The following is a 17444-nucleotide window of genomic DNA, read 5'->3' as shown; positions in this document are numbered from 1 at the left end:
TTCAGTTGCGAGTCCCGGCGCCGGGAAGGGGAGAGGCCGGGTCGAGTCCGGTTCAGCCGGCCGCACCGAGGCCGGCGGCCTGTTTCTGGCCGAGCGCCTTAAATACGGTCGAGACGATGCCGGCGCGATCGAGACCGGCATGGGCATACATCGCCTCCGGCTTCCCCTGCTCCATCCACACGTCGGGCATTACCATCGGCCGCACCTTGAGGCCGCCGTCGAGCAGGCCCTCGTTCGCGAGGAAATGCAGCACGTGCGTTGCGAAGCCGCCGATTGCGCCTTCCTCGATGGTGATCAGCACCTCGTGATGGCGGGCGAGCTGGCGGATGAGATCATGGTCGAGGGGCTTGGCGAAGCGCGCATCGGCGACCGTCGTCGAGAGCCCGGCCGCATCGAGATCCTCCGCCGCCAGCAGACAGTCGGCGAGGCGGGTGCCGAAGGACAGCAGTGCCACCTTGCTCCCCTGCTTGACGAGCCGGCCCTTGCCGATCGGCAGGATCTCGCCGCGCTCGGGCATTTCGACGCCCACGCCCTCGCCGCGCGGATAGCGGAAGGAGATCGGGCCCTCGTCATAGGCGGCCGCGGTGCGCACCATGTGCTTGAGCTCCGCCTCGTCGGCGGCGGCCATCACCACGAAACCCGGCAGCGACGCGAGATAGGTGGTGTCGAAGGAGCCGGCATGGGTCGGCCCGTCGGCGCCGACGAAGCCGGCGCGGTCGATCGGGAAGCGGACCGGCAGCCCCTGGATCGCCACGTCGTGGACGACCTGGTCGTAGGCCCGCTGCAGGAAGGTGGAGTAGAGCGCGGCAAACGGCTTGTAGCCTTCCGCCGCAAGCCCGGCGGCGAAGGTCACCGCATGCTGCTCGGCAATACCGACATCGAAGCAGCGCGAGGGGTGCACGGCCGCGAACCGGTCGAGGCCGGTGCCGGACGGCATCGCCGCGGTGATCGCGACGATCTTGTCGTCGAGGCTTGCTTCCTGCGTGAGCGCGTCGGCAAAGACGGAGGTATAGGCCGGCGCGTTCGGCTTGGCCTTGGCCTGGGCGCCGGTGATGACGTCGAACTTGTTGACGCCGTGGTACTTGTCGGCCGCGGCTTCGGCCGGCGGATAGCCCTTGCCCTTCTGCGTGACGACATGGATCAGCACGGGGCCCTTGGCGTTGTCGCGGACGTTGCGCAGCACCGGCAGCAGGTGGTCGAAGGAATGACCGTCGATGGGGCCGATGTGGTAGAAGCCCATCTCCTCGAAGATGGTGCCGCCGGTGACGTAGCCGCGCGCATGTTCCACCGCACGGGTGATCGCCCGGTCCACCGTCTTGCCGAGATAGGCGGTGAGCTTCTTGCCGACCTCGCGGATGCCCATATAGGTCCGCCCGGAGGCAAGCCGCGCCAGATAGGCGCTCATCGCCCCCGTCGGCGGCGCGATCGACATGTCGTTGTCGTTGAGGATGACGATGAGGCGGGCATCGAGCGCGCCGGCATTGTTGAGCGCCTCGAAGGCCATGCCCGCCGACATCGCGCCGTCGCCGATCACGGCGATGACGTTGCGGCTCTTGCCGTCGAGGTCTGCCGCGACCGCCATGCCGAGCCCGGCGGAGATCGAGGTCGAGGAATGGGCGGCGCCGAAGGGATCGTATTCGCTTTCCGCGCGGCGGGTGAATCCGGAGAGGCCGCCTTCCTGGCGCAACGTGCGGATGCGGTCGCGCCGCCCGGTCAGGATCTTGTGCGGGTAGCACTGGTGGCCGACGTCGAAGATCAGCCGGTCATTCGGCGTGTCGAAAATCTTGTGGATGGCGATCGTCAGCTCGACGACGCCGAGGCCCGCCCCGAGATGACCGCCGGTGCGCGACACCGCGTCGATCATCTCCGCGCGCAGCTCAGCCGCCAGTTGCGGCAGGTCCCTCTCGTCGATCTTCTTGAGATCGGCGGGATACTGGACCTTGTCGAGCAAGGGGGTCGCCGGCATCGGAGTGGTTGGCAGTTGTGTCACGCTACATGCCTCATGCGCGCCAACGGCCGGGCGCGCGATCTTGTTGGGTGGTGTCGGTCAAAAGGGTTCTTTAGACGCATTCGCGGTTGAATGCAAAATTAGGCTTTCCTGCGGCTCCAACCAAGGGCCCAACGCAATTATACCAACGGCGGTCGCGGGACGCGCCCCGCCACGACACACAATAGCTCCGGTCGGATCGGTTGAAACCTACCGCCGCCGCTAAAGGGCCCAGCCCTTTCAAACATCACCCATTTTGACGCACGAGCCTGATTGCAAAATTAGCGCTCCGGCAGGGGAATGAACTCCTCCTCGGCTCCCGGAACGATGTCGAAGCGCCCCGAGCGCCATTCCTCCTTCGCCTTGTCGATCCGCTCCTTGGAGGAGGAGACGAAATTCCACCAGATGTGGCGCGGCGAACCGAGCGCGGCGCCGCCGAAAAGCATCACGTGACAGCCGGAGGGGCCGGCCGTGATGGTGATTTCGTCCCCGGGGCGAAAGACGAGAAGCTGGTTGTCGGCGAAGTGGTCGCCGGCAATGATCGCTTCGCCGGAAAGGATATAGAGCGCGCGCTCCTCCCATCGGGCGGCGAAAGGCGCGCTCTTGCCCGCCTCGATCATGAGGTCGACGTAGATCGTTTCGGTGAAGGTCAAGACGGGGGAGGTCACGCCCTCGTAGGCACCGATGACGACGCGTGCGCGCACGCCGCCATCGGCGAGGTGCGGCAGCATGCGTTCCTCGGTGTGGGTGAAGATGGGGGCGATCTCTTCCTTGTCGTCGGGCAGCGCCAGCCAGGTCTGCAATCCGGACAGCGAACGCTCTTGCCCGCGCTGGTTTTCCGGCGAGCGCTCGGAATGCACGATGCCGCGCCCGGCGGTCATCAGGTTGACGTCGCCGGGACGGATCACCATCTCGGTGCCGAGACTGTCGCGGTGCTTGATCTCGCCGTCGAAGAGGTAGGTGACCGTCGAAAGGCCGATATGCGGATGCGGACGGACGTCGATCGCCTCGCCGGCGCGGAGCAGCGCCGGCCCCATCCGGTCGAAGAAGATGAATGGTCCGACGAGACGGCGGCGTGCCGTCGGCAGCGCCCGGCGCACCTCCAGGCCGCCGATGTCGCTGGTGCGCGGAATGATCAGATGCTCGATGGCGTCGCAGGCCGGCTTTTCGCCGGCAAGCGGATCGGGACCAGGGAAGAAGGACATGGCGCTCGCTCCGGTTGGTTTCCCCGGAGACTAGCGCCAATCCCCCCTGGCGGGTAGCGGGGCATTGGAGGACGCTGTGTTTCTCGTTGCGCGCCATCTGTCGCGGTCACTGCGCAAGATTCGCCCCTCACCCTGGCCCTCTCCCCGTAAAAACGGGGAGAGGGGACTGAGACGGCGCCGCGAGTGTCCTTCGCCCCGCTTGCGGGGAGAAGGTGCCGGCAGGCGGATGAGGGGCGAATCTTGGCAACTCCTCCGCCGAAACGTCACTGCTCCGCGTCGAGCGGCTCTACACCCTGCGGCCGGCCGGCGCGGTCGAGGCGGATTTTTTCGATGCGATCCTCTGCTGCCTTCAACAGGGCTTCGCAATGCTTCTTCAGGGCTTCGCCGCGCTCGTAGATTTCGATGGACTTGTCGAGCGCCACGTCGCCGCGTTCGAGCGCCGAGACGATGCGCTCCAGTTCCTCGACGGCCTGCTCGAAGGAGAGGGCGGAAACGTCCGGTTGCGTGTTGTTATTGTTGTCCATGGATTACCCTCTCATCAATCTCAGAATATGCAGCCCGGCCGATTCGGCGAGCCCCTGCAGATCGTAGCCGCCTTCGAGCAAGCTGACGATCCGGTTGTCCGCGCTTCTGCCGGCGACGTCCAGCAAGCGCCCCGTCGCCCAGTCGAAGTCTTCGGCCACGAGGTTGATCTGGGCGAGCGGATCGCGATGGTGCGCGTCGAAGCCGGCGGAGATCAGGACGAAGTCGGGACGGAAATTCTCGAGTGCCGCAAGTACCCGGCTGCGGAACGCGTCGCGGAAATGTTCGCCGCTGCTGTTGGGCGAAAGCGGCGCATTGACGATATTGTTCCTGACGCCCGTCTCGTCCTTGGCGCCGGTGCCCGGATAGAGCGGAATCTGGTGGGTGGAGCAGAAGAGCACGGACGGATCGTCCCAGAAGATGTCCTGGGTGCCGTTGCCATGGTGGACGTCCCAGTCGACGATGGCGACGCGCTCCGCTCCATGCACCGTCTGTGCGTGACGCGCGGCAATCGCCACCGTGTTGAAGAAGCAGAAGCCCATCGGCCTGTTCTTCTCGGCGTGGTGGCCTGGCGGGCGTGCCGCGACGAAGGCGTTGTCCGCTTCCCCGGCGAATACGGCGTCGACCGCCGCGACGGCGCCACCGAGGCCGGTCAATGCCGCCTCCAGGCTCATCGCGCTCGCATAGGTATCCGCTTCGAACTGGTTGATGTCGTCGTCCGGAATGGCGCGCTTGATCGACCGCAGGTGGTCTTCGGTGTGAGCGAGCAGCACCAGATCCTCGTCGCCCTTCGACGCCTCGAGCCGCTTCAGTTCCGCGAAATTCGGATGCTCCAGAGCGATATTCAGCGCCCTCAGCCGGTCCGGCCGCTCAGGGTGCCCTTCGGGAACCTTGTGCTCCAGGAAGATCGGGTTCTCGTAGAGATGCGTGGTCATTCGCGGAAAGCTAGTGCGCGCCGCCGCCGAAATCCATGGCGGGAACCCGAGAAAATGGCGATTTCAACAGCGCGGATCGATCAGGATCTTGCCGTCGCGGCGTGGATCGGACTGGTGCGCGAGCGCTTCGGCAAGCCTGCTCAGGGGATAGATCGCCGCCACCGGGCTCTTGAAGAGCCCGTCGCGCAGGCCGGTGAAGCTGCGAGAGAAGCCCGCCTGCAGCGCATCGCGGCCGGCGGAATGCACCCAGGTTCTGAGCCACAGGAAGGCGAAGCGGACATCGGGGCGGGCGGCGATCGCGGCCTGCGGCACGGCCATGCCGCTCAAGGCTCCGTACTGGATGAAGGTCCCGCCCGGACGGACGGACCGCTCGATCAGTGCGCCCGCGAGCGGGCCGCCGACGGCATCGAGCACCGCGTCGAAGCGGGTCTCGGTCGGAAGATTGCCGCCATCGGTCACGATGATCCGCTGCGCGCCGCCGAGGCGGATGCGGCTTTTATCGCTGCGCAGGATGGCCGTCGGCACCATCCCCTCGAGCGCGAGCAGCTTCATCAGCATGCCGCCGATCGCCGAACCCGCGGCCGTCACAGCGGCGCTCAAACCCTTGAGCGAACCGAAATGCTCGCGCAGGGCCTCGACGAGCCGGAGCGCCGTCAGCGGATTGACATAGCTCATCGCCGCCTGCTCGTCTCCGATATCGTCCGGCACGCGAAAGCACCATTCGGCCGGGCGCAGGAGGAATTGCTGCCACAGGCCGCTCGCGCCGATCGGAATGACGCGGTCTCCCTCTGCAAGGCCGCGCACATCCGGACCGACGCGCCGGACGATGCCGACGCCCTCGAATCCGGGGACGAAAGGCAGGCTCGTGCGCGCGCTGTAGGCGCCCGTCACGGGAATGAGGTCCGACGGATTGACCGCCGCGAGCGATATTTCCACCTCGACCTCGCCGGCGCCGGGCGCGACGCGCTCGGCGTCCACGAGTTCGATGACTTGCCGGGGATCGCCAAACTGTCTAACGAGGGTGGAGCGCATCATGGGAGTCTCGCATGGGCGGCCTGGAGCGGGAAAACGTCACGGAAATTCGCATTCCGTTTCGCGATATAGACATGCACGGCCACATGCACAATGCGGCCTACTACGCGCATGCCGAGGCGGCGCTCGGCAATCTCTGGCGACATCGGCCGGCGGTGGCGAACGAGCCCGCCTATCTCGTCCGCCGCTCGTCCTGCGTCTTCCACCGCGGCTTGCGCTTCGACGAACCGGCGCGCTTCACCGTCAGCGTCGCGAAGATCGGCGGCAGTTCGGTGAGCTTCGCCGTCACCGTCGAGACCGGGAGCCGGCTTTCGGCGGAGGTCGAGATTGTCTGGGTGGCGGTCGATCCCGCTCGTCATCAGCCGGTGCCGCTGCCCGTCGCCACGCGGGAATGGCTTGCCGCCTACGCGGGCTGATCCGGCCTCAGGCTGCGGAAATGGGCGACGATTCCCATGCCGCCGCCGATACCCATCATCGCCAGGGCTTCGCTGTCCGATCCGGCCGCAAGCATCTGCGAAAACAGCCGGACGACGAGGATGGCGCCGGAAGCGCCGTAGGGATGGCCGAGCGCGATCGCCCCGCCGTCGCGATTGACGCAGGCCGGCGAAATTCCGAGCCGGTCGAGGCTGCCGAGAACCTGCGAGGCGAAGGCCTCGTTGAATTCGATGAAATCGACGGCGGCGAGGTCGAGCGCCGGATTGCGCGACCGCAGCTTCGCCATCGCAGGGACGGGGCCGAGCCCGAGCAGGTTCGGATCGACCCCGGCCGTCGCGGCGTCGATGAATTGAAGCGCGAAGGGAACACCGAGCCGGCGCGCCTCGGCGAGCGAGGTCACCAGCACCATGGCCGCACCATCATTGATCGGGCAGGCGTTGCCGGCCGTGACGGTGCCGTCCCTCACGAAAACCGGCTTCAGCCGCGCGAGGGTCTCCGCCGAGGCGTTCGCGCGCGGGCATTCGTCCTTGCTCACCGCACCTGCGGCTGTCCGCACGGCGACGATCTCGCGCGCGAACCGGCCCGCCGTCTCGGCCGCCACGGCGCGGCGATGGCTTTCGAGGGCAAACCGGTCCTGCCGCTCGCGGGAGAGGCCGCAGGCCGAAGCGACGTTTTCGGCAGCGACGCCCATATCCGGATCGCCAATGGAATCGGGCGCCATCCGTGCGCGGCTGACGGGTTGCGGCTGTCCGCCGCGTTCAAGCGGCGGCCGAAGCCGGAGATGGGCGCGGCTGGCGCTCTCGGTGCCGCCGGCAAGATAGAACCGGCCCGCGCCCGCCTGGATCAGCCGCGCCGCAAGCACGATCGCCTCGAGCCCCGAGCCGCACTGGCGATCGACCGTCACGCCGGGGACGGAGACGGGAAGGCGGGCCTCGAGCGCCGCGAGGCGCGCGAGGTTGCCGGCGCTGTTGGCGGCATTGCCGACGAGCACGTCGTCGACCTCGGCCCGCGCGACGCCGCTGTCGGCGACAATCCTTTCGATCAGGAGGGCGGCAAGGCTTGCCGGCTCGATTGCGGCGAGGCTGCCGCCGACGCGGCCGATCGGCGTGCGAAGGGCGGCGATGATGACCGGTATTCGAGGCGGATCAGACAAGGCGTTCAAGGGCACCGTTCTCCTCCGCGATCCATTGCCGGAGCTCCTTTGCCGCGACCTTGCCCGAGGCGGTCATCGGCATCTGCCGGCAGAGCCAGATCCTGCGCGGATGCTTGTAGCGCGGCAGGGCGGCGGCAAGGTGGCGTAGCAGCGCCGCGCGGTCGAACGTGCCGGTCGGCTGGATCACCGCCGCAAGTTCGCTGCCGAGATCGGGATGGTCAAGGCCGAAGACCAGGGCGGCGCGCACCCCGGTGACGGCGAGGATCACGGCCTCGACTTCGGACGGATAGATGTTGTTGCCGCCGGAGAGCACCATGCCGCCGGCGCGGCCGAGGAGATGCAGCGTGCCGTCCGCATCGAGAAATCCGAGATCGCCGACGGTGGCAAGATTGCCTTCGCGGCGAAACCCGGCCCCGTCGCTACCGGCGATATAGCCGTCCGACGTCAGCGCGCTTTCGACGAAGATCGTTCCGGTCTCCCCTGGCGCAAGGTCGCGGCCCTGATCGTCGAGGATCGCCACGCGAACGCCCGGGAATGGCTTGCCGACGGCGGTCGGCGAAGGGTCGCCGCCGGCGCCGGCGACGGTGATGAAGCCGAGTTCCGACGCGCCGTAATATTCCGTGACCTCGCTTGAGGGAAAGGCGCGGTCCGCCGCCTCGCGGTCCGCCGGCGTAAGCTTGGCACCGGCGACCGTGATCTTCTCGACCGAGCGCGATGCTGTGCTTCCAGCCTCTTCGCACAGCCGCCTGAGCATCGTCGGCACCAGCACCAGCCGCGTTGCGCCTATGCCCGCAATCGTCGCCAGGGCATCATGCGCCTCGAAATGGCGGGCAGCGATGAACTCGGCTCCGACCGCCAAGGTTTCGGCCAGCGCATAAAGCGTCAGGCCGTGCGCCAGTGGTCCGGGCGCGTAGGTGCTCAATTCCGGCTCGATCCCGAAAAAACGCCGCCCGGCTTCGAGGCTCGCGCGCCAGGACCTGCGGTCGCGGATGATCGCCTTCGGCTCGCCGGTCGTGCCGGAGGTGAAGACGACGAGGAAGGGTTCGGCGTCCTTGCCGACGCGAAGGGCGGAGGAGCCCTCGAAAGCATCGAGCGAATATGTCCGTTCCGCCGACGGGACGTCGAGCAGCAGGTGGTCGCCGTCGGCGCGGAGGACGATCTCGGGCTGCAACTGCGCCTTCATCCGTCGGCGCGTCCCTTCCGGCAGGTGCGGATCGATGAGTGCGGCGCAATTGCCCGCCGCTGTCGCGGCGAGAAAGGCGGCGGCGAAGAGCGGATGATTGCCGGTTTCGATCGCGACCAGGCGCGTGCGACCGGCAAGGACGCTCGCCCGCGTCGCTTCCTCCGCTGATCGTTCGATCGCATGGAGGATGCGGCCGGCCTCTTCGGCAAGCTCCGCAAACGTGAAAACCCGGCCCTCCATGCGGAAGGCCGGGCAATCCGGGCGTTCGCCCGCATGATGCTTGATCGCTGCGGTGAGCGGCATCGCCTCAGGCGCGGGCCGGCAGCAGCGGGTAGCCCGCATAGACCGCACGGGCGGCGAGCGTCGCGATCGCCGCCTTCATGAGGTCGCCTGGGATGAAGGCGAGCGAGCCGGTTGCGGCGGCCGCGAGCGGCGTGCCGGTAACGGCCGAAAGCCAGGGAACGCCGATCGCATAGAGCACGACGATGCCGCCGATCACGGAGGCGAGGAAGAAGCCGGCGAACTGGCGTCCCTCCGAATTCTGAGCGCGCACGAAACACTCGGCGATGAGGCCGGTGGCGAAGGCTGCGATCGCCCAGCCGAGGATGAAGCCGCCGGAGGGGCCGGCCAGCACTGCAAGCCCGCCACGGCCGCCGGAGAGCACCGGCAGGCCGATCGCGACCAGCAGGATGACGAGCAGGAAGGAAAGCGCGCCGCGCTTCGCGCCGATGATGCAGCCCGCGAGCATGACGCCCATGGATTGCGCCGTGATCGGAACCGGGATGAAGCCGAGCGTGATCGGGGGAATAAAGCCGAGCACGACGACGATTGCGGCAAACAGCGCAACGAGGACGAGGTCTCTGGTGTTCATGGGGTCCTACCTTTATTAGCGGTCGCGAATTTATTGCCGGCGAAATCCGCGGGCGTCAATGGCGGCGGCGATCGTATCCGCATCTTTCAATGTCAGGATGATCAGCGGCCCGATGATCGTCAGCGGCCGGACGGGAAGCCCGCGGGCGCGGTGCGCTTCGCTGATCGCCTGATAGCGGGCGAAGATATCGGGAACGAAGCGCAGCACAAGCCCAAGCGCCAGGCTGACATCCGCCGCCCTGACGAGGCCCAGGCGCTCGAACGGTTTCAGAAGGACCGTCACCTCGTCCATGAAGGCGCCGATCGTCGTCGTCGCGGTCACGGCGGCGGCAAGGAGCACGAGCGCCGTGAGGCGCAGGGCGAGGGCGAGGACCTGCGGCAGAGGAATGAGGAAGAGATTGACGGCGGCAAGGACGAGAATGGTGAAGAATACGAAGCCGACCCGCGCAAAGGCCTGCCGAAGCGTCAGGCCGAGCGAGAGATAGAGCCCGCCGGCGAGGAGGAAGGCGGCCAGCAGCGGAAGGGGCGAGTCCGTCGCAAAGAGGGCGATGCTCGCCAGCAGCAGCGCGACCAGCTTGGCCCGCACCGGCACGCGGTGAAACCAGCTTCGTCCCTCGACATAGAGGCTCGTCAGCATCCGGCGACCTCGTGATAGCATCGGACGGTCTCGTCCGGTTTCCCGTCGGCGATGAGGCGCCCCTCATGAAAGAGCAGCAGCCGCTCGACGCCTTCGACGAGGCCCAGATCATGGGTGATGACGATCGTGTCCTCTTCGAGTGCCTCGATGGTATCGGCGACCATGCGCCGGTTGCGCAGGTCGAGCTGGTTGGTCGGCTCGTCGAGAATCAGGATCTTCGGCCCGGTGACGACGACGCTCGCCATGGCGACGAGCTGCGTCTCGCCGCCGGAAAGCTCATGCACCCGCCGTCTCGCGAGATGGCTGACCCCGAAGCGCGCCAGCACCGCCTCCGTGCGCGAGGAGATCTCATGGACGGGCAGCCCGCGATTCTTGAGGCCGAAGGCGATGTCGTCGGCGACGATCGGCATGATCAACTGGTGCTGCGGGTTCTGGAAGATGAAGCCGGCTTCAGCGAGCACGGCCCGGCCGTCCGCGACCGTGTCGAGCCCGTTGACCTTCACATGGCCCGTGCTCGGCTTGACGAGCCCGTTGATCAGCCGCGCGAACGTCGTCTTGCCGGAGCCGTTGAGGCCGATGATGCCGATCCGCCGCTCGTCGAGGGCCAACGTCACGGGATGAAGCGCGACCCTTTCCCCGAAACTGACCGAGCAATCGGTAAAGCGGATATCCAATCCTTGTTCCTCGCGCGTTCGTGCTCGTCTCCAGCGCTCGCTCTATAGGGCAAGTCGATCGGCAAGGGCAATGCGGCTGCACGGCGCTTTGCCCTTGGGCTTGCATTTGAAATTTGGGAATAAAAGCCTATTCTCTTCACCCATGACGATTCGGCTCTCCAACCGCGATGCCCGGCGCATCTTCCTCGCCAAGCAAGGCCTGTCGGCCGCGCCGCACCGCGCGCTCGGCAAGGAGGGGCTGCTGCGGCTGATCCATGACATCGGTTTCGTGCAGGTCGACAGCATCGCCACGGTCGAGCGGGCCCATCACCAGATCCTCTTTTCACGCAACCAGACCTATCGGCGCGAGCATCTGGCCGAACTTCTGGAGAAGGACGGCGAGCTTTTCGAACACTGGACCCACGACGCCTCGATCATTCCGAGCGCCTTCTTCATCTATTGGAAGCACCGTTTCCAATGGGAGAGCGAGACGATCCGGGAACGCTGGCGCAAGTGGCGCGGCGATGGCTTCGATGCGAGCTGCGACGAAACCTATGAGAGGATCGCGAGCAACGGCGCCGTGATGTCGCGCGACCTGAAGGAGGATGGTCACCAGTCCGGGGGCTGGTGGAACTGGCATCCGTCGAAGACGGCCCTCGAAGTGCTCTGGCGGCAGGGCCGGCTGGCGATCGCGCGGCGGGAGAACTTCCAGAAGGTCTACGACCTGACCGAACGGGTCATCCCGCCGCACCATTTCGAGGGCGAGGTGACGCATGCGGATTTCGTCGACTGGGCCTGCCGCAGCGCGCTTGAACGGTTGGGCTTCGCCACGCACGGCGAGATTGCCGCCTTCTGGGACCTCGTCTCGCCCGATGAGGCCAAGGCCTGGGTCGCCGCCCATCGCGACGAGCTCGCGGACGTCGTGATCGAGTCCGCCAATGGCGGCAAGCCGCGGCCGTCCTATGCCTTCGCGGGGTTCCTGGACGGTCTCGGCGACATTCCCGATCCGCCCGCCAGGGTGCGCGTGCTGAGCCCCTTCGACCCATTGCTGCGGGACCGCAATCGCACCGAGCGCCTCTTCGATTACTTCTACCGCATCGAGGTCTTCGTCCCGGAAGCCAAGCGCGAATACGGCTACTATGTCTTCCCGCTGCTGGAGAGCGACCGGCTGATCGGCCGCATCGACATGAAGGCCGACCGCAAGGGCGGGAGCCTCGACGTGCGACGGCTCTGGCTGGAGCAGGGGGTCAGGGCGTCGTCCGGCCGTTTGGAAAGGCTCATGGCCGAACTCGATCGCGTCGCCCGCTTCACCGGCGTCGAAAGGGTCAATCTGCTCGAAGGCTGGAATGCCGCCCTTTCCTGACCGGTCCATGTTCTGTTTTTGCTTGGCTTGCCGCGTTGCGCTCCCTAAATGGAGCCAATAGTCCTTCACGACACGGAGCAGCACCATGGACACCAACCTGATCAGCCTCTTCGATGCGGACGAGGCGACGGTCCGCAAGGTTCTCTCCGAGACGCTTTCGGGCGCCGACGACGGCGAACTTTTCCTCGAGCATGCGCAGGCGGAGGTGCTCTCCTTCGACAACGGCCGTCTGAAGGGCGGCAGTTTCAACACCGACCAGGGGTTCGGCCTGCGGGCAGTGGCGGGCGAAGCGGTCGGCTACGCCCACGCTGGCGAATTGTCGCTCGCGGCCCTGAAGCGGGCGGCGGACGCCGTGGGGCAGGTGACGCGCGGCTATTCCGGCTCCTATGCCGCGGCCCCGCAGCGCACTAACAAGAAGCTTTATGGCGACGAGAACCCGATCGGCGAGCCCGCCTTCGAAACCAAGGTGACGCTGCTTCAGGAGATCGACGCCTATCTTCGCGCCACGGAGCCCAAGGTGCGGCAGGTGACCGCGACGATCTCCGCAAGCTGGCAGGTGGTGGACATCCTGAGGGCCGACGGCCATCGCGTCCATGACGTGCGGCCGATGACGCGGCTCAACATCTCGGTCGTCGTCGGCGAGGGCGACCGGCAGGAGAGCGGGACCTTCGGCATCGGCGGACGGCGCGGCTTCGGCGACTTCATCACCGAGGAAAACTGGAAGCGCGGCGCCGACGAGGCTCTGCGGCAGGCGCTCGTCAATCTCGACGCCATCGACGCGCCGGCCGGAACCATGGACGTCGTGCTCGCCTCCGGCTGGCCGGGCGTGATGCTGCACGAAGCCGTAGGTCACGGCCTGGAGGGCGATTTCAACCGCAAGAAGACGTCCGCCTTCGCCGGGCTCCTCGGCGAGCAGGTTGCGGCCAAGGGCGTCACCGTCGTCGACGACGGCACGATCGAGGCGCGGCGCGGCTCGATCTCGATCGACGACGAGGGCACCCCTTCCGGCTACAATGTCCTGATCGAGGACGGCATGCTCGTCGGCTACATGCAGGACCGCCAGAATGCCCGCCTGATGGGCATGAAGCCGACCGGCAACGGCCGTCGCCAGGGCTATGCGCACGTGCCGATGCCGCGCATGACCAACACCTACATGCTTGCCGGCGACCGCACGCCCGAGGAGATCATCTCCTCGGTGAAGAAGGGCATTTACGCCGTCTCGTTCGGCGGCGGCCAGGTGGACATCACCTCCGGTAAATTCGTGTTCGGCTGCACCGAGGCCTACCTCATCGAGGACGGCAAGGTCGGCGCGCCGGTGAAGGGGGCGATGCTGATCGGCAACGGGCCGGAGGCGATGCGGCGGGTAACGATGGTCGGCAACGACATGAAGCTCGATACCGGTATCGGCAATTGCGGCAAGGCGGGCCAGTGGGTGCCCGTCGGCGTCGGTCAGCCGCACCTCAGGATGGATCGGATCACCGTCGGCGGCACGCAGGCATAGGACTCCAAAGCGCCGCGCGTCTCAGCGGGCGCAAAGGCGATGCAGGCGGCTATCCCCGGTCGGGAAGCAGGGTGCAGGCATAGGAGTGCTTTTTCAGGATATTGCAGGCGGTCGTGGCCGCCTCGCGGCTGGCAAAGCCGCTGAAACCAACGCGATAGGGACCGGCATCGCCCGAGCCGGCGGATTCGGTATGGGGAGAGGCGCCGAGGAGGGCCGCGCCGCCGGCCGATTGCGCTTCGATGAGGATCTTGCGCGCGCCTTCCTCGGTCGAAGCGGTGGAGATCTGAATCCGCCAGCCGTTTGCCACCGGTGGGGTAGCGGCCTCGTTCAGCGCCGTGGGCCGGTCCGCCGGCACGACCGTTTTCGTGGATGCGGCAAGAGCCGACGCGGCCGCATTTCCGGGCGCAGGCGTGATGCCGGCATAGGAAAGCGAAACGCCCGGCAAGGTGGCGACTTCGACGGGCGCGCGCGACTTCACGGCTGCGACCATCGTGCCGCCGGTGGGCGACGAGGCCCTTCCCAGGTGCTGGTCGAGGAGCGCGGCCATCTTGTCGTCGCGGCTCTTCGCGCTCCGCCCGCCGAGCACCACGCCGATGACGCGGCGGTTGCCATCGCTGACCGCGCTGACGATATTGTAGCCCGAGGCTCTGGTATAGCCGGTCTTGATCCCGTCCATGCCCTGGTAGCGATACATGAGATTGTTGTGACCGCGGATCACGCGGCCGCGAAACGTGAAGCTTTCGGCTGCGAAAAGGCGGTATTCCCGCGGAAAGTGCCTCATCAGCGCGACAGCGAGCTTCGCCATGTCGCGCGCCGTCGTCACCTGCTGGCCGGCCGGCAGGCCGGAGGCATTGACGAAGAAGGTGCGGCTCATGCCGAGTCGGCGCGCCTTCGCATTCATCATGCCGGCAAAGGCTTCCTCCGACCCGCCAAGCTGCGCGGCGATCGCCGCCGCCGCGTCATTGGCCGAGCGGACGATCATGCCGTAGACCGCCTCTTCGACGGTAATCGCTTCACCCGCCCTGACCCCAAGTTTCGTCGGCGGTTTGCGCGCAGCCGTCGGCGACATCGTGATTGGGGTGTTCCAGGCGATCCGGCCGCGGTGAAGTGCCTCGAAGGTCAGGTAAAGCGTCATCATCTTCGTCAGCGACGCCGGATGATTGAGCGTATCGGCATTTTCGGCGGAGAGCACCCTGCCCGTGCGCATGTCGAGGACGAGGGAAGCGCTGCCGGCCGCGGCCTGTGCGGTGCCGAGGAGAAGCGCGACAAGTGCCGCCAAGGCAAACCGGAATCTTGTCATCGGATCTCCCCTAATGTCTGCGAACGCGCGCCTGGCCGCGATTTCGGTTTGCCTTTGTGACAGGCTCGCGGCCCTGTTGCAACCGTGGAAGCGGCCGCGCGCGCCGAGACTTGCTTGTCCGGCGTGTCGTTGGGGATTCAGCAAGGTTTAACCCCGCCGACATACCGTCCTCCATCGCAGAGTAAAGCAAATGTGGCCGGGCGGCCATCGCGGTGATTGCGGGCGGACGATCCGGGCGGGGCACACGGAGCAAAATGAACGAGGGATTGGCGCGGGTCTTCCGCAACCATGTCAGGCGCGCTGCCGTGACCGGCGGGCTCGAGGCTGCCCACCTTCTTGCGCGGGCGCGGCTGATGGGAGCGGCACGCGGGCGGGGGGCGATCTTCACCCTTCATCACGTGCGCCCGAAAATTCCGCGCGCCTTCGACCCCAATGCCCATCTCGAAATCACGCCGCAGTTCCTCGAAGAGGCGATCCTGACGCTGAAGCGAAACGGCTACCGCTTCGTTCCGCTGCAGGACGTGCCCGCCTGCCTCGCCTCGGCCGGCCAGCGGCCTTTCGCCTGCTTCACCCTGGACGACGGCTACCGCAACAATCTCGACCATGGCTTGCCGGTGTTCGAGCGGCATGGCGTGCCGTTCACGGTCTTCGTGACGGCCGGTTACGTCGACCGCACCCACACGCTCTGGTGGGAGACGCTTGCCGATGCGCTGTCGGCCGTCCGCAGCCTCCGCTTCGATTTCGGCACGGGTGAGGAGACCATCCGGGCTGCAAGCCTCTGGGAGAAGCAGGCTGCCTTCGATCGGATTGCCGCACGTATCCACGGCGGCGACGAGGCGGGCGCCGTCGCCGCGCTGAACCGCGCCGCGGCCGGGCACGGCATCGATGCCCTGGCGATCACGGAGCGACTGACGCTCGACGAGGCAGGGCTGCGCGCGCTGACGGCGAGCCCGCTCGCAAGCCTCGGGGCCCACACGATCAGCCATCGCGCCCTGGCGCGGCTCGGGGACGACGAAGCGCGCCGCGAACTCCAGGCCTCCGCCGCCCGCGTCGAGGCGATCACCGGTCGTTTCCCGTCGAGCTTCGCCTATCCCTATGGCGACCGGTCGGCATTCTCGGCACGCGACCATCGGCTTGCCGCCGACCTCGGTTTTGCCGTGGCGGTCACGACCGAGCCGGGCATGCTTTCGGCCTCGGCGAACCTCCACGCGCTGCCGCGCATCTCGCTCAACGGCCATTTCCAGAGCGCCCGTTACGTGACGGCCCTGGCATCCGGCATTCCGTTCCGGCTTTTCGCGCGCTAAGCATTTTGCAGTCAGGTGGAATCACCTGACGTCGCACAACTACGGCAAAAACAAAGGATAGAGCGGCGGCGCGAATACATGTGAGCGCATCCCGATCTACACCGACCGTCAGGGATACATCCGCACCTTCGTCCAGCCGCCCTCCGGCTTCTCGCGGCGGAATTCGACGCGATCGTGCAGCCGGAACGGTCGGTCGTGCCAGAATTCGATCGAGGTCGGGCGGATGCGGAAACCGGACCAGTATTCGGGCCGGGGAATCTCGCCGATCGCGTGCCGGGCCGTGTATTCGGCGACGGCCTTTTCGAGCGCGAAGCGGCTTTCGAGCGGGCGCGACTGCTTGGATGCCCAGGCGCCGATGCGGCTGCCGCGCGGCCGGCTCTGGAAATATTCGTCCGCCTCTTCGTCGGAGACGACTTCGACCGGGCCGCGCAGGCGCACCTGGCGGCGCAGCGATTTCCAGTGGAAACACATGGCGGCCTTGCGGGTCGCCAGAATTTCCTGGCCTTTCCGGCTTTCGAAATTCGTGTAGAAGACGAAGCCGCGTTCGTCGAATCCCTTGAGCAGCACCATGCGCACATTGGGCAGGCCATCGGGGTCGACGGTCGCGAGCGCGACGGCGTTCGGATCGTTCACCTCGCTCTTCTCGGCGTCCGCCAGCCATGTGCCAAAAAGGGAAAAAGGCTCGTTTGCTTCCGTGAAGTCACTGGATATTAACTCATTCGCGGTCATATTGCCTTCCAATGCCGTGTATCTGGCGCGGGAACACGCCGGGATGAGCTCGGGTCCGTGTTCCGCATCGAAAAATGTCAGAGCCTGCCTGCGGACTTCCGCGCGGCATGTGCGGCTCTGGCGAGTCTGACAGGATTGCCGTGCAAGACATAGCAAAGCGGATCGATGGTAAGAAGGATTTTTCCTTTGCATTGCTGCGCAGGACGGCAATTTGCCTGACGATTCTCGTTCTGCCGGGATGTATGGGCGCCGGTCTCGACGTCTTCGGGGGCTCGGGCGTCGACCGCTCGGTCTCGACCGGGACCGTGCCGGTTGCAAAGACTTCGGACGGCCTTTCCGACGCGCTCGCCGTGCGCAATGCCGTGTCCTCCGCCGATATCAGCCAAGGCGGGACCAATGCCATTCCCTGGGCGAATGCAAGCTCGGGCAGCGCCGGCGTGATCATGAGCATCGAGGAGGACCAAGCCTCCGGGGTGCGGTGCCGGCGTTTCACGACGACGCGCCATTCCTACGAGGGTATCGCGCGGTTCGACGGCAGCACCTGCCAGCTCGAAAACGGCGAGTGGTACCTGACGAGCTTCGGCCCGCGTAGTTGAAAATCGCCTGTTAACCACGTTGCCGCAAAGCGGCGACCG

At 66.6% G+C, this 17444-nt stretch carries 17 protein-coding genes; 5 read left to right on the top strand and 12 right to left on the bottom strand.

Annotated features, from left to right (window positions below; genetic code table 11):
* Positions 1 to 52: 52 nt before the first annotated feature.
* From dxs to ATB98_RS14950, 5 genes are all read right to left on the bottom strand, one after another.
* Complete coding sequence (dxs, locus tag ATB98_RS14970) at positions 53 to 1966, bottom strand: 1-deoxy-D-xylulose-5-phosphate synthase (protein WP_066874980.1); 1914 nt, start codon at positions 1964 to 1966, stop codon at positions 53 to 55.
* Between the two features lie 302 nt (positions 1967 to 2268).
* Positions 2269 to 3192, bottom strand: coding sequence for a pirin family protein (locus ATB98_RS14965; RefSeq protein ID WP_066874979.1), 924 nt, complete (start codon positions 3190 to 3192; stop codon positions 2269 to 2271).
* Between the two features lie 263 nt (positions 3193 to 3455).
* Complete coding sequence (locus tag ATB98_RS14960) at positions 3456 to 3716, bottom strand: exodeoxyribonuclease VII small subunit (protein WP_066874978.1); 261 nt, start codon at positions 3714 to 3716, stop codon at positions 3456 to 3458.
* Between the two features lie 3 nt (positions 3717 to 3719).
* Positions 3720 to 4649: a histone deacetylase family protein gene (locus ATB98_RS14955; protein ID WP_066874976.1), complete on the bottom strand. Its 930-nt coding sequence runs from the start codon at positions 4647 to 4649 to the stop codon at positions 3720 to 3722.
* Positions 4650 to 4712: 63 nt separating this feature from the next.
* The gene (locus ATB98_RS14950; RefSeq protein WP_066875590.1) at positions 4713 to 5681 is read right to left on the bottom strand and encodes a zinc-dependent alcohol dehydrogenase family protein; all 969 of its coding nucleotides are present in this window, start codon (positions 5679 to 5681) and stop codon (positions 4713 to 4715) included.
* A gap of 14 nt (positions 5682 to 5695) precedes the next feature.
* Between ATB98_RS14950 and ATB98_RS14945 the strand changes: the two genes are divergently transcribed.
* Complete coding sequence (locus ATB98_RS14945) at positions 5696 to 6097, top strand: acyl-CoA thioesterase (RefSeq protein WP_066874974.1); 402 nt, start codon at positions 5696 to 5698, stop codon at positions 6095 to 6097.
* Here the strand turns inward: ATB98_RS14945 and ATB98_RS14940 are convergent.
* From ATB98_RS14940 to ATB98_RS14920, 5 genes are read right to left on the bottom strand one after another with little or no spacing between them, the layout of a single operon-like run.
* Positions 6085 to 7278: a thiolase family protein gene (locus ATB98_RS14940; protein ID WP_066874971.1), complete on the bottom strand. Its 1194-nt coding sequence runs from the start codon at positions 7276 to 7278 to the stop codon at positions 6085 to 6087. The two genes, ATB98_RS14945 and ATB98_RS14940, sit on opposite strands and share 13 nt — an antisense overlap.
* Complete coding sequence (locus ATB98_RS14935; protein WP_066874969.1) at positions 7262 to 8755, bottom strand: class I adenylate-forming enzyme family protein; 1494 nt, start codon at positions 8753 to 8755, stop codon at positions 7262 to 7264. Before ATB98_RS14935 ends, ATB98_RS14940 begins: the two co-directional genes overlap by 17 nt.
* Before the next feature lie 4 nt (positions 8756 to 8759).
* Entirely contained in the window at positions 8760 to 9323 is a 564-nt protein-coding gene (locus ATB98_RS14930; protein ID WP_066874967.1) for a biotin transporter BioY, read from the bottom strand.
* 30 nt (positions 9324 to 9353) lie between these two features.
* Positions 9354 to 9959, bottom strand: coding sequence for a CbiQ family ECF transporter T component (locus tag ATB98_RS14925; protein WP_066874965.1), 606 nt, complete (start codon positions 9957 to 9959; stop codon positions 9354 to 9356).
* Positions 9953 to 10633 (bottom strand): energy-coupling factor ABC transporter ATP-binding protein, encoded by a 681-nt coding sequence (locus tag ATB98_RS14920; protein WP_066874962.1) that lies wholly within the window; start codon positions 10631 to 10633, stop codon positions 9953 to 9955. Before ATB98_RS14920 ends, ATB98_RS14925 begins: the two co-directional genes overlap by 7 nt.
* Before the next feature lie 142 nt (positions 10634 to 10775).
* On the opposite strand from ATB98_RS14920, the gene ATB98_RS14915 reads away from it, so the two are divergent.
* Positions 10776 to 11975, top strand: coding sequence for a winged helix-turn-helix domain-containing protein (locus ATB98_RS14915; protein ID WP_066874960.1), 1200 nt, complete (start codon positions 10776 to 10778; stop codon positions 11973 to 11975).
* An 85-nt stretch (positions 11976 to 12060) separates the two neighbouring features.
* The gene (gene tldD / locus ATB98_RS14910; RefSeq protein ID WP_066874958.1) at positions 12061 to 13476 is read left to right on the top strand and encodes a metalloprotease TldD; all 1416 of its coding nucleotides are present in this window, start codon (positions 12061 to 12063) and stop codon (positions 13474 to 13476) included.
* Between the two features lie 49 nt (positions 13477 to 13525).
* On the opposite strand, the gene ATB98_RS14905 is transcribed toward tldD, so the two are convergent.
* The gene (locus ATB98_RS14905) at positions 13526 to 14776 is read right to left on the bottom strand and encodes a D-alanyl-D-alanine carboxypeptidase (RefSeq protein WP_066874956.1); all 1251 of its coding nucleotides are present in this window, start codon (positions 14774 to 14776) and stop codon (positions 13526 to 13528) included.
* Positions 14777 to 15030: 254 nt separating this feature from the next.
* Between ATB98_RS14905 and ATB98_RS14900 the strand changes: the two genes are divergently transcribed.
* On the top strand, positions 15031 to 16080 hold the full coding sequence (locus ATB98_RS14900) for a polysaccharide deacetylase family protein (RefSeq protein WP_066874955.1): 1050 nt from the start codon (positions 15031 to 15033) through the stop codon (positions 16078 to 16080).
* A gap of 108 nt (positions 16081 to 16188) precedes the next feature.
* Here ATB98_RS14900 and pdxH read toward each other — a convergent pair whose 3' ends face one another.
* Complete coding sequence (gene pdxH / locus ATB98_RS14895; protein ID WP_066874953.1) at positions 16189 to 16809, bottom strand: pyridoxamine 5'-phosphate oxidase; 621 nt, start codon at positions 16807 to 16809, stop codon at positions 16189 to 16191.
* Between the two features lie 140 nt (positions 16810 to 16949).
* Between pdxH and ATB98_RS14890 the strand changes: the two genes are divergently transcribed.
* The gene (locus ATB98_RS14890; RefSeq protein WP_066875589.1) at positions 16950 to 17405 is read left to right on the top strand and encodes an RT0821/Lpp0805 family surface protein; all 456 of its coding nucleotides are present in this window, start codon (positions 16950 to 16952) and stop codon (positions 17403 to 17405) included.
* Positions 17406 to 17444: the final 39 nt, after the last annotated feature.

The sequence above is a fragment of the Sinorhizobium saheli genome, from assembly GCF_001651875.1.
Lineage (GTDB): Bacteria > Pseudomonadota > Alphaproteobacteria > Rhizobiales > Rhizobiaceae > Sinorhizobium > Sinorhizobium saheli.
This window is presented reverse-complemented; position numbering and strand designations above follow the sequence as displayed.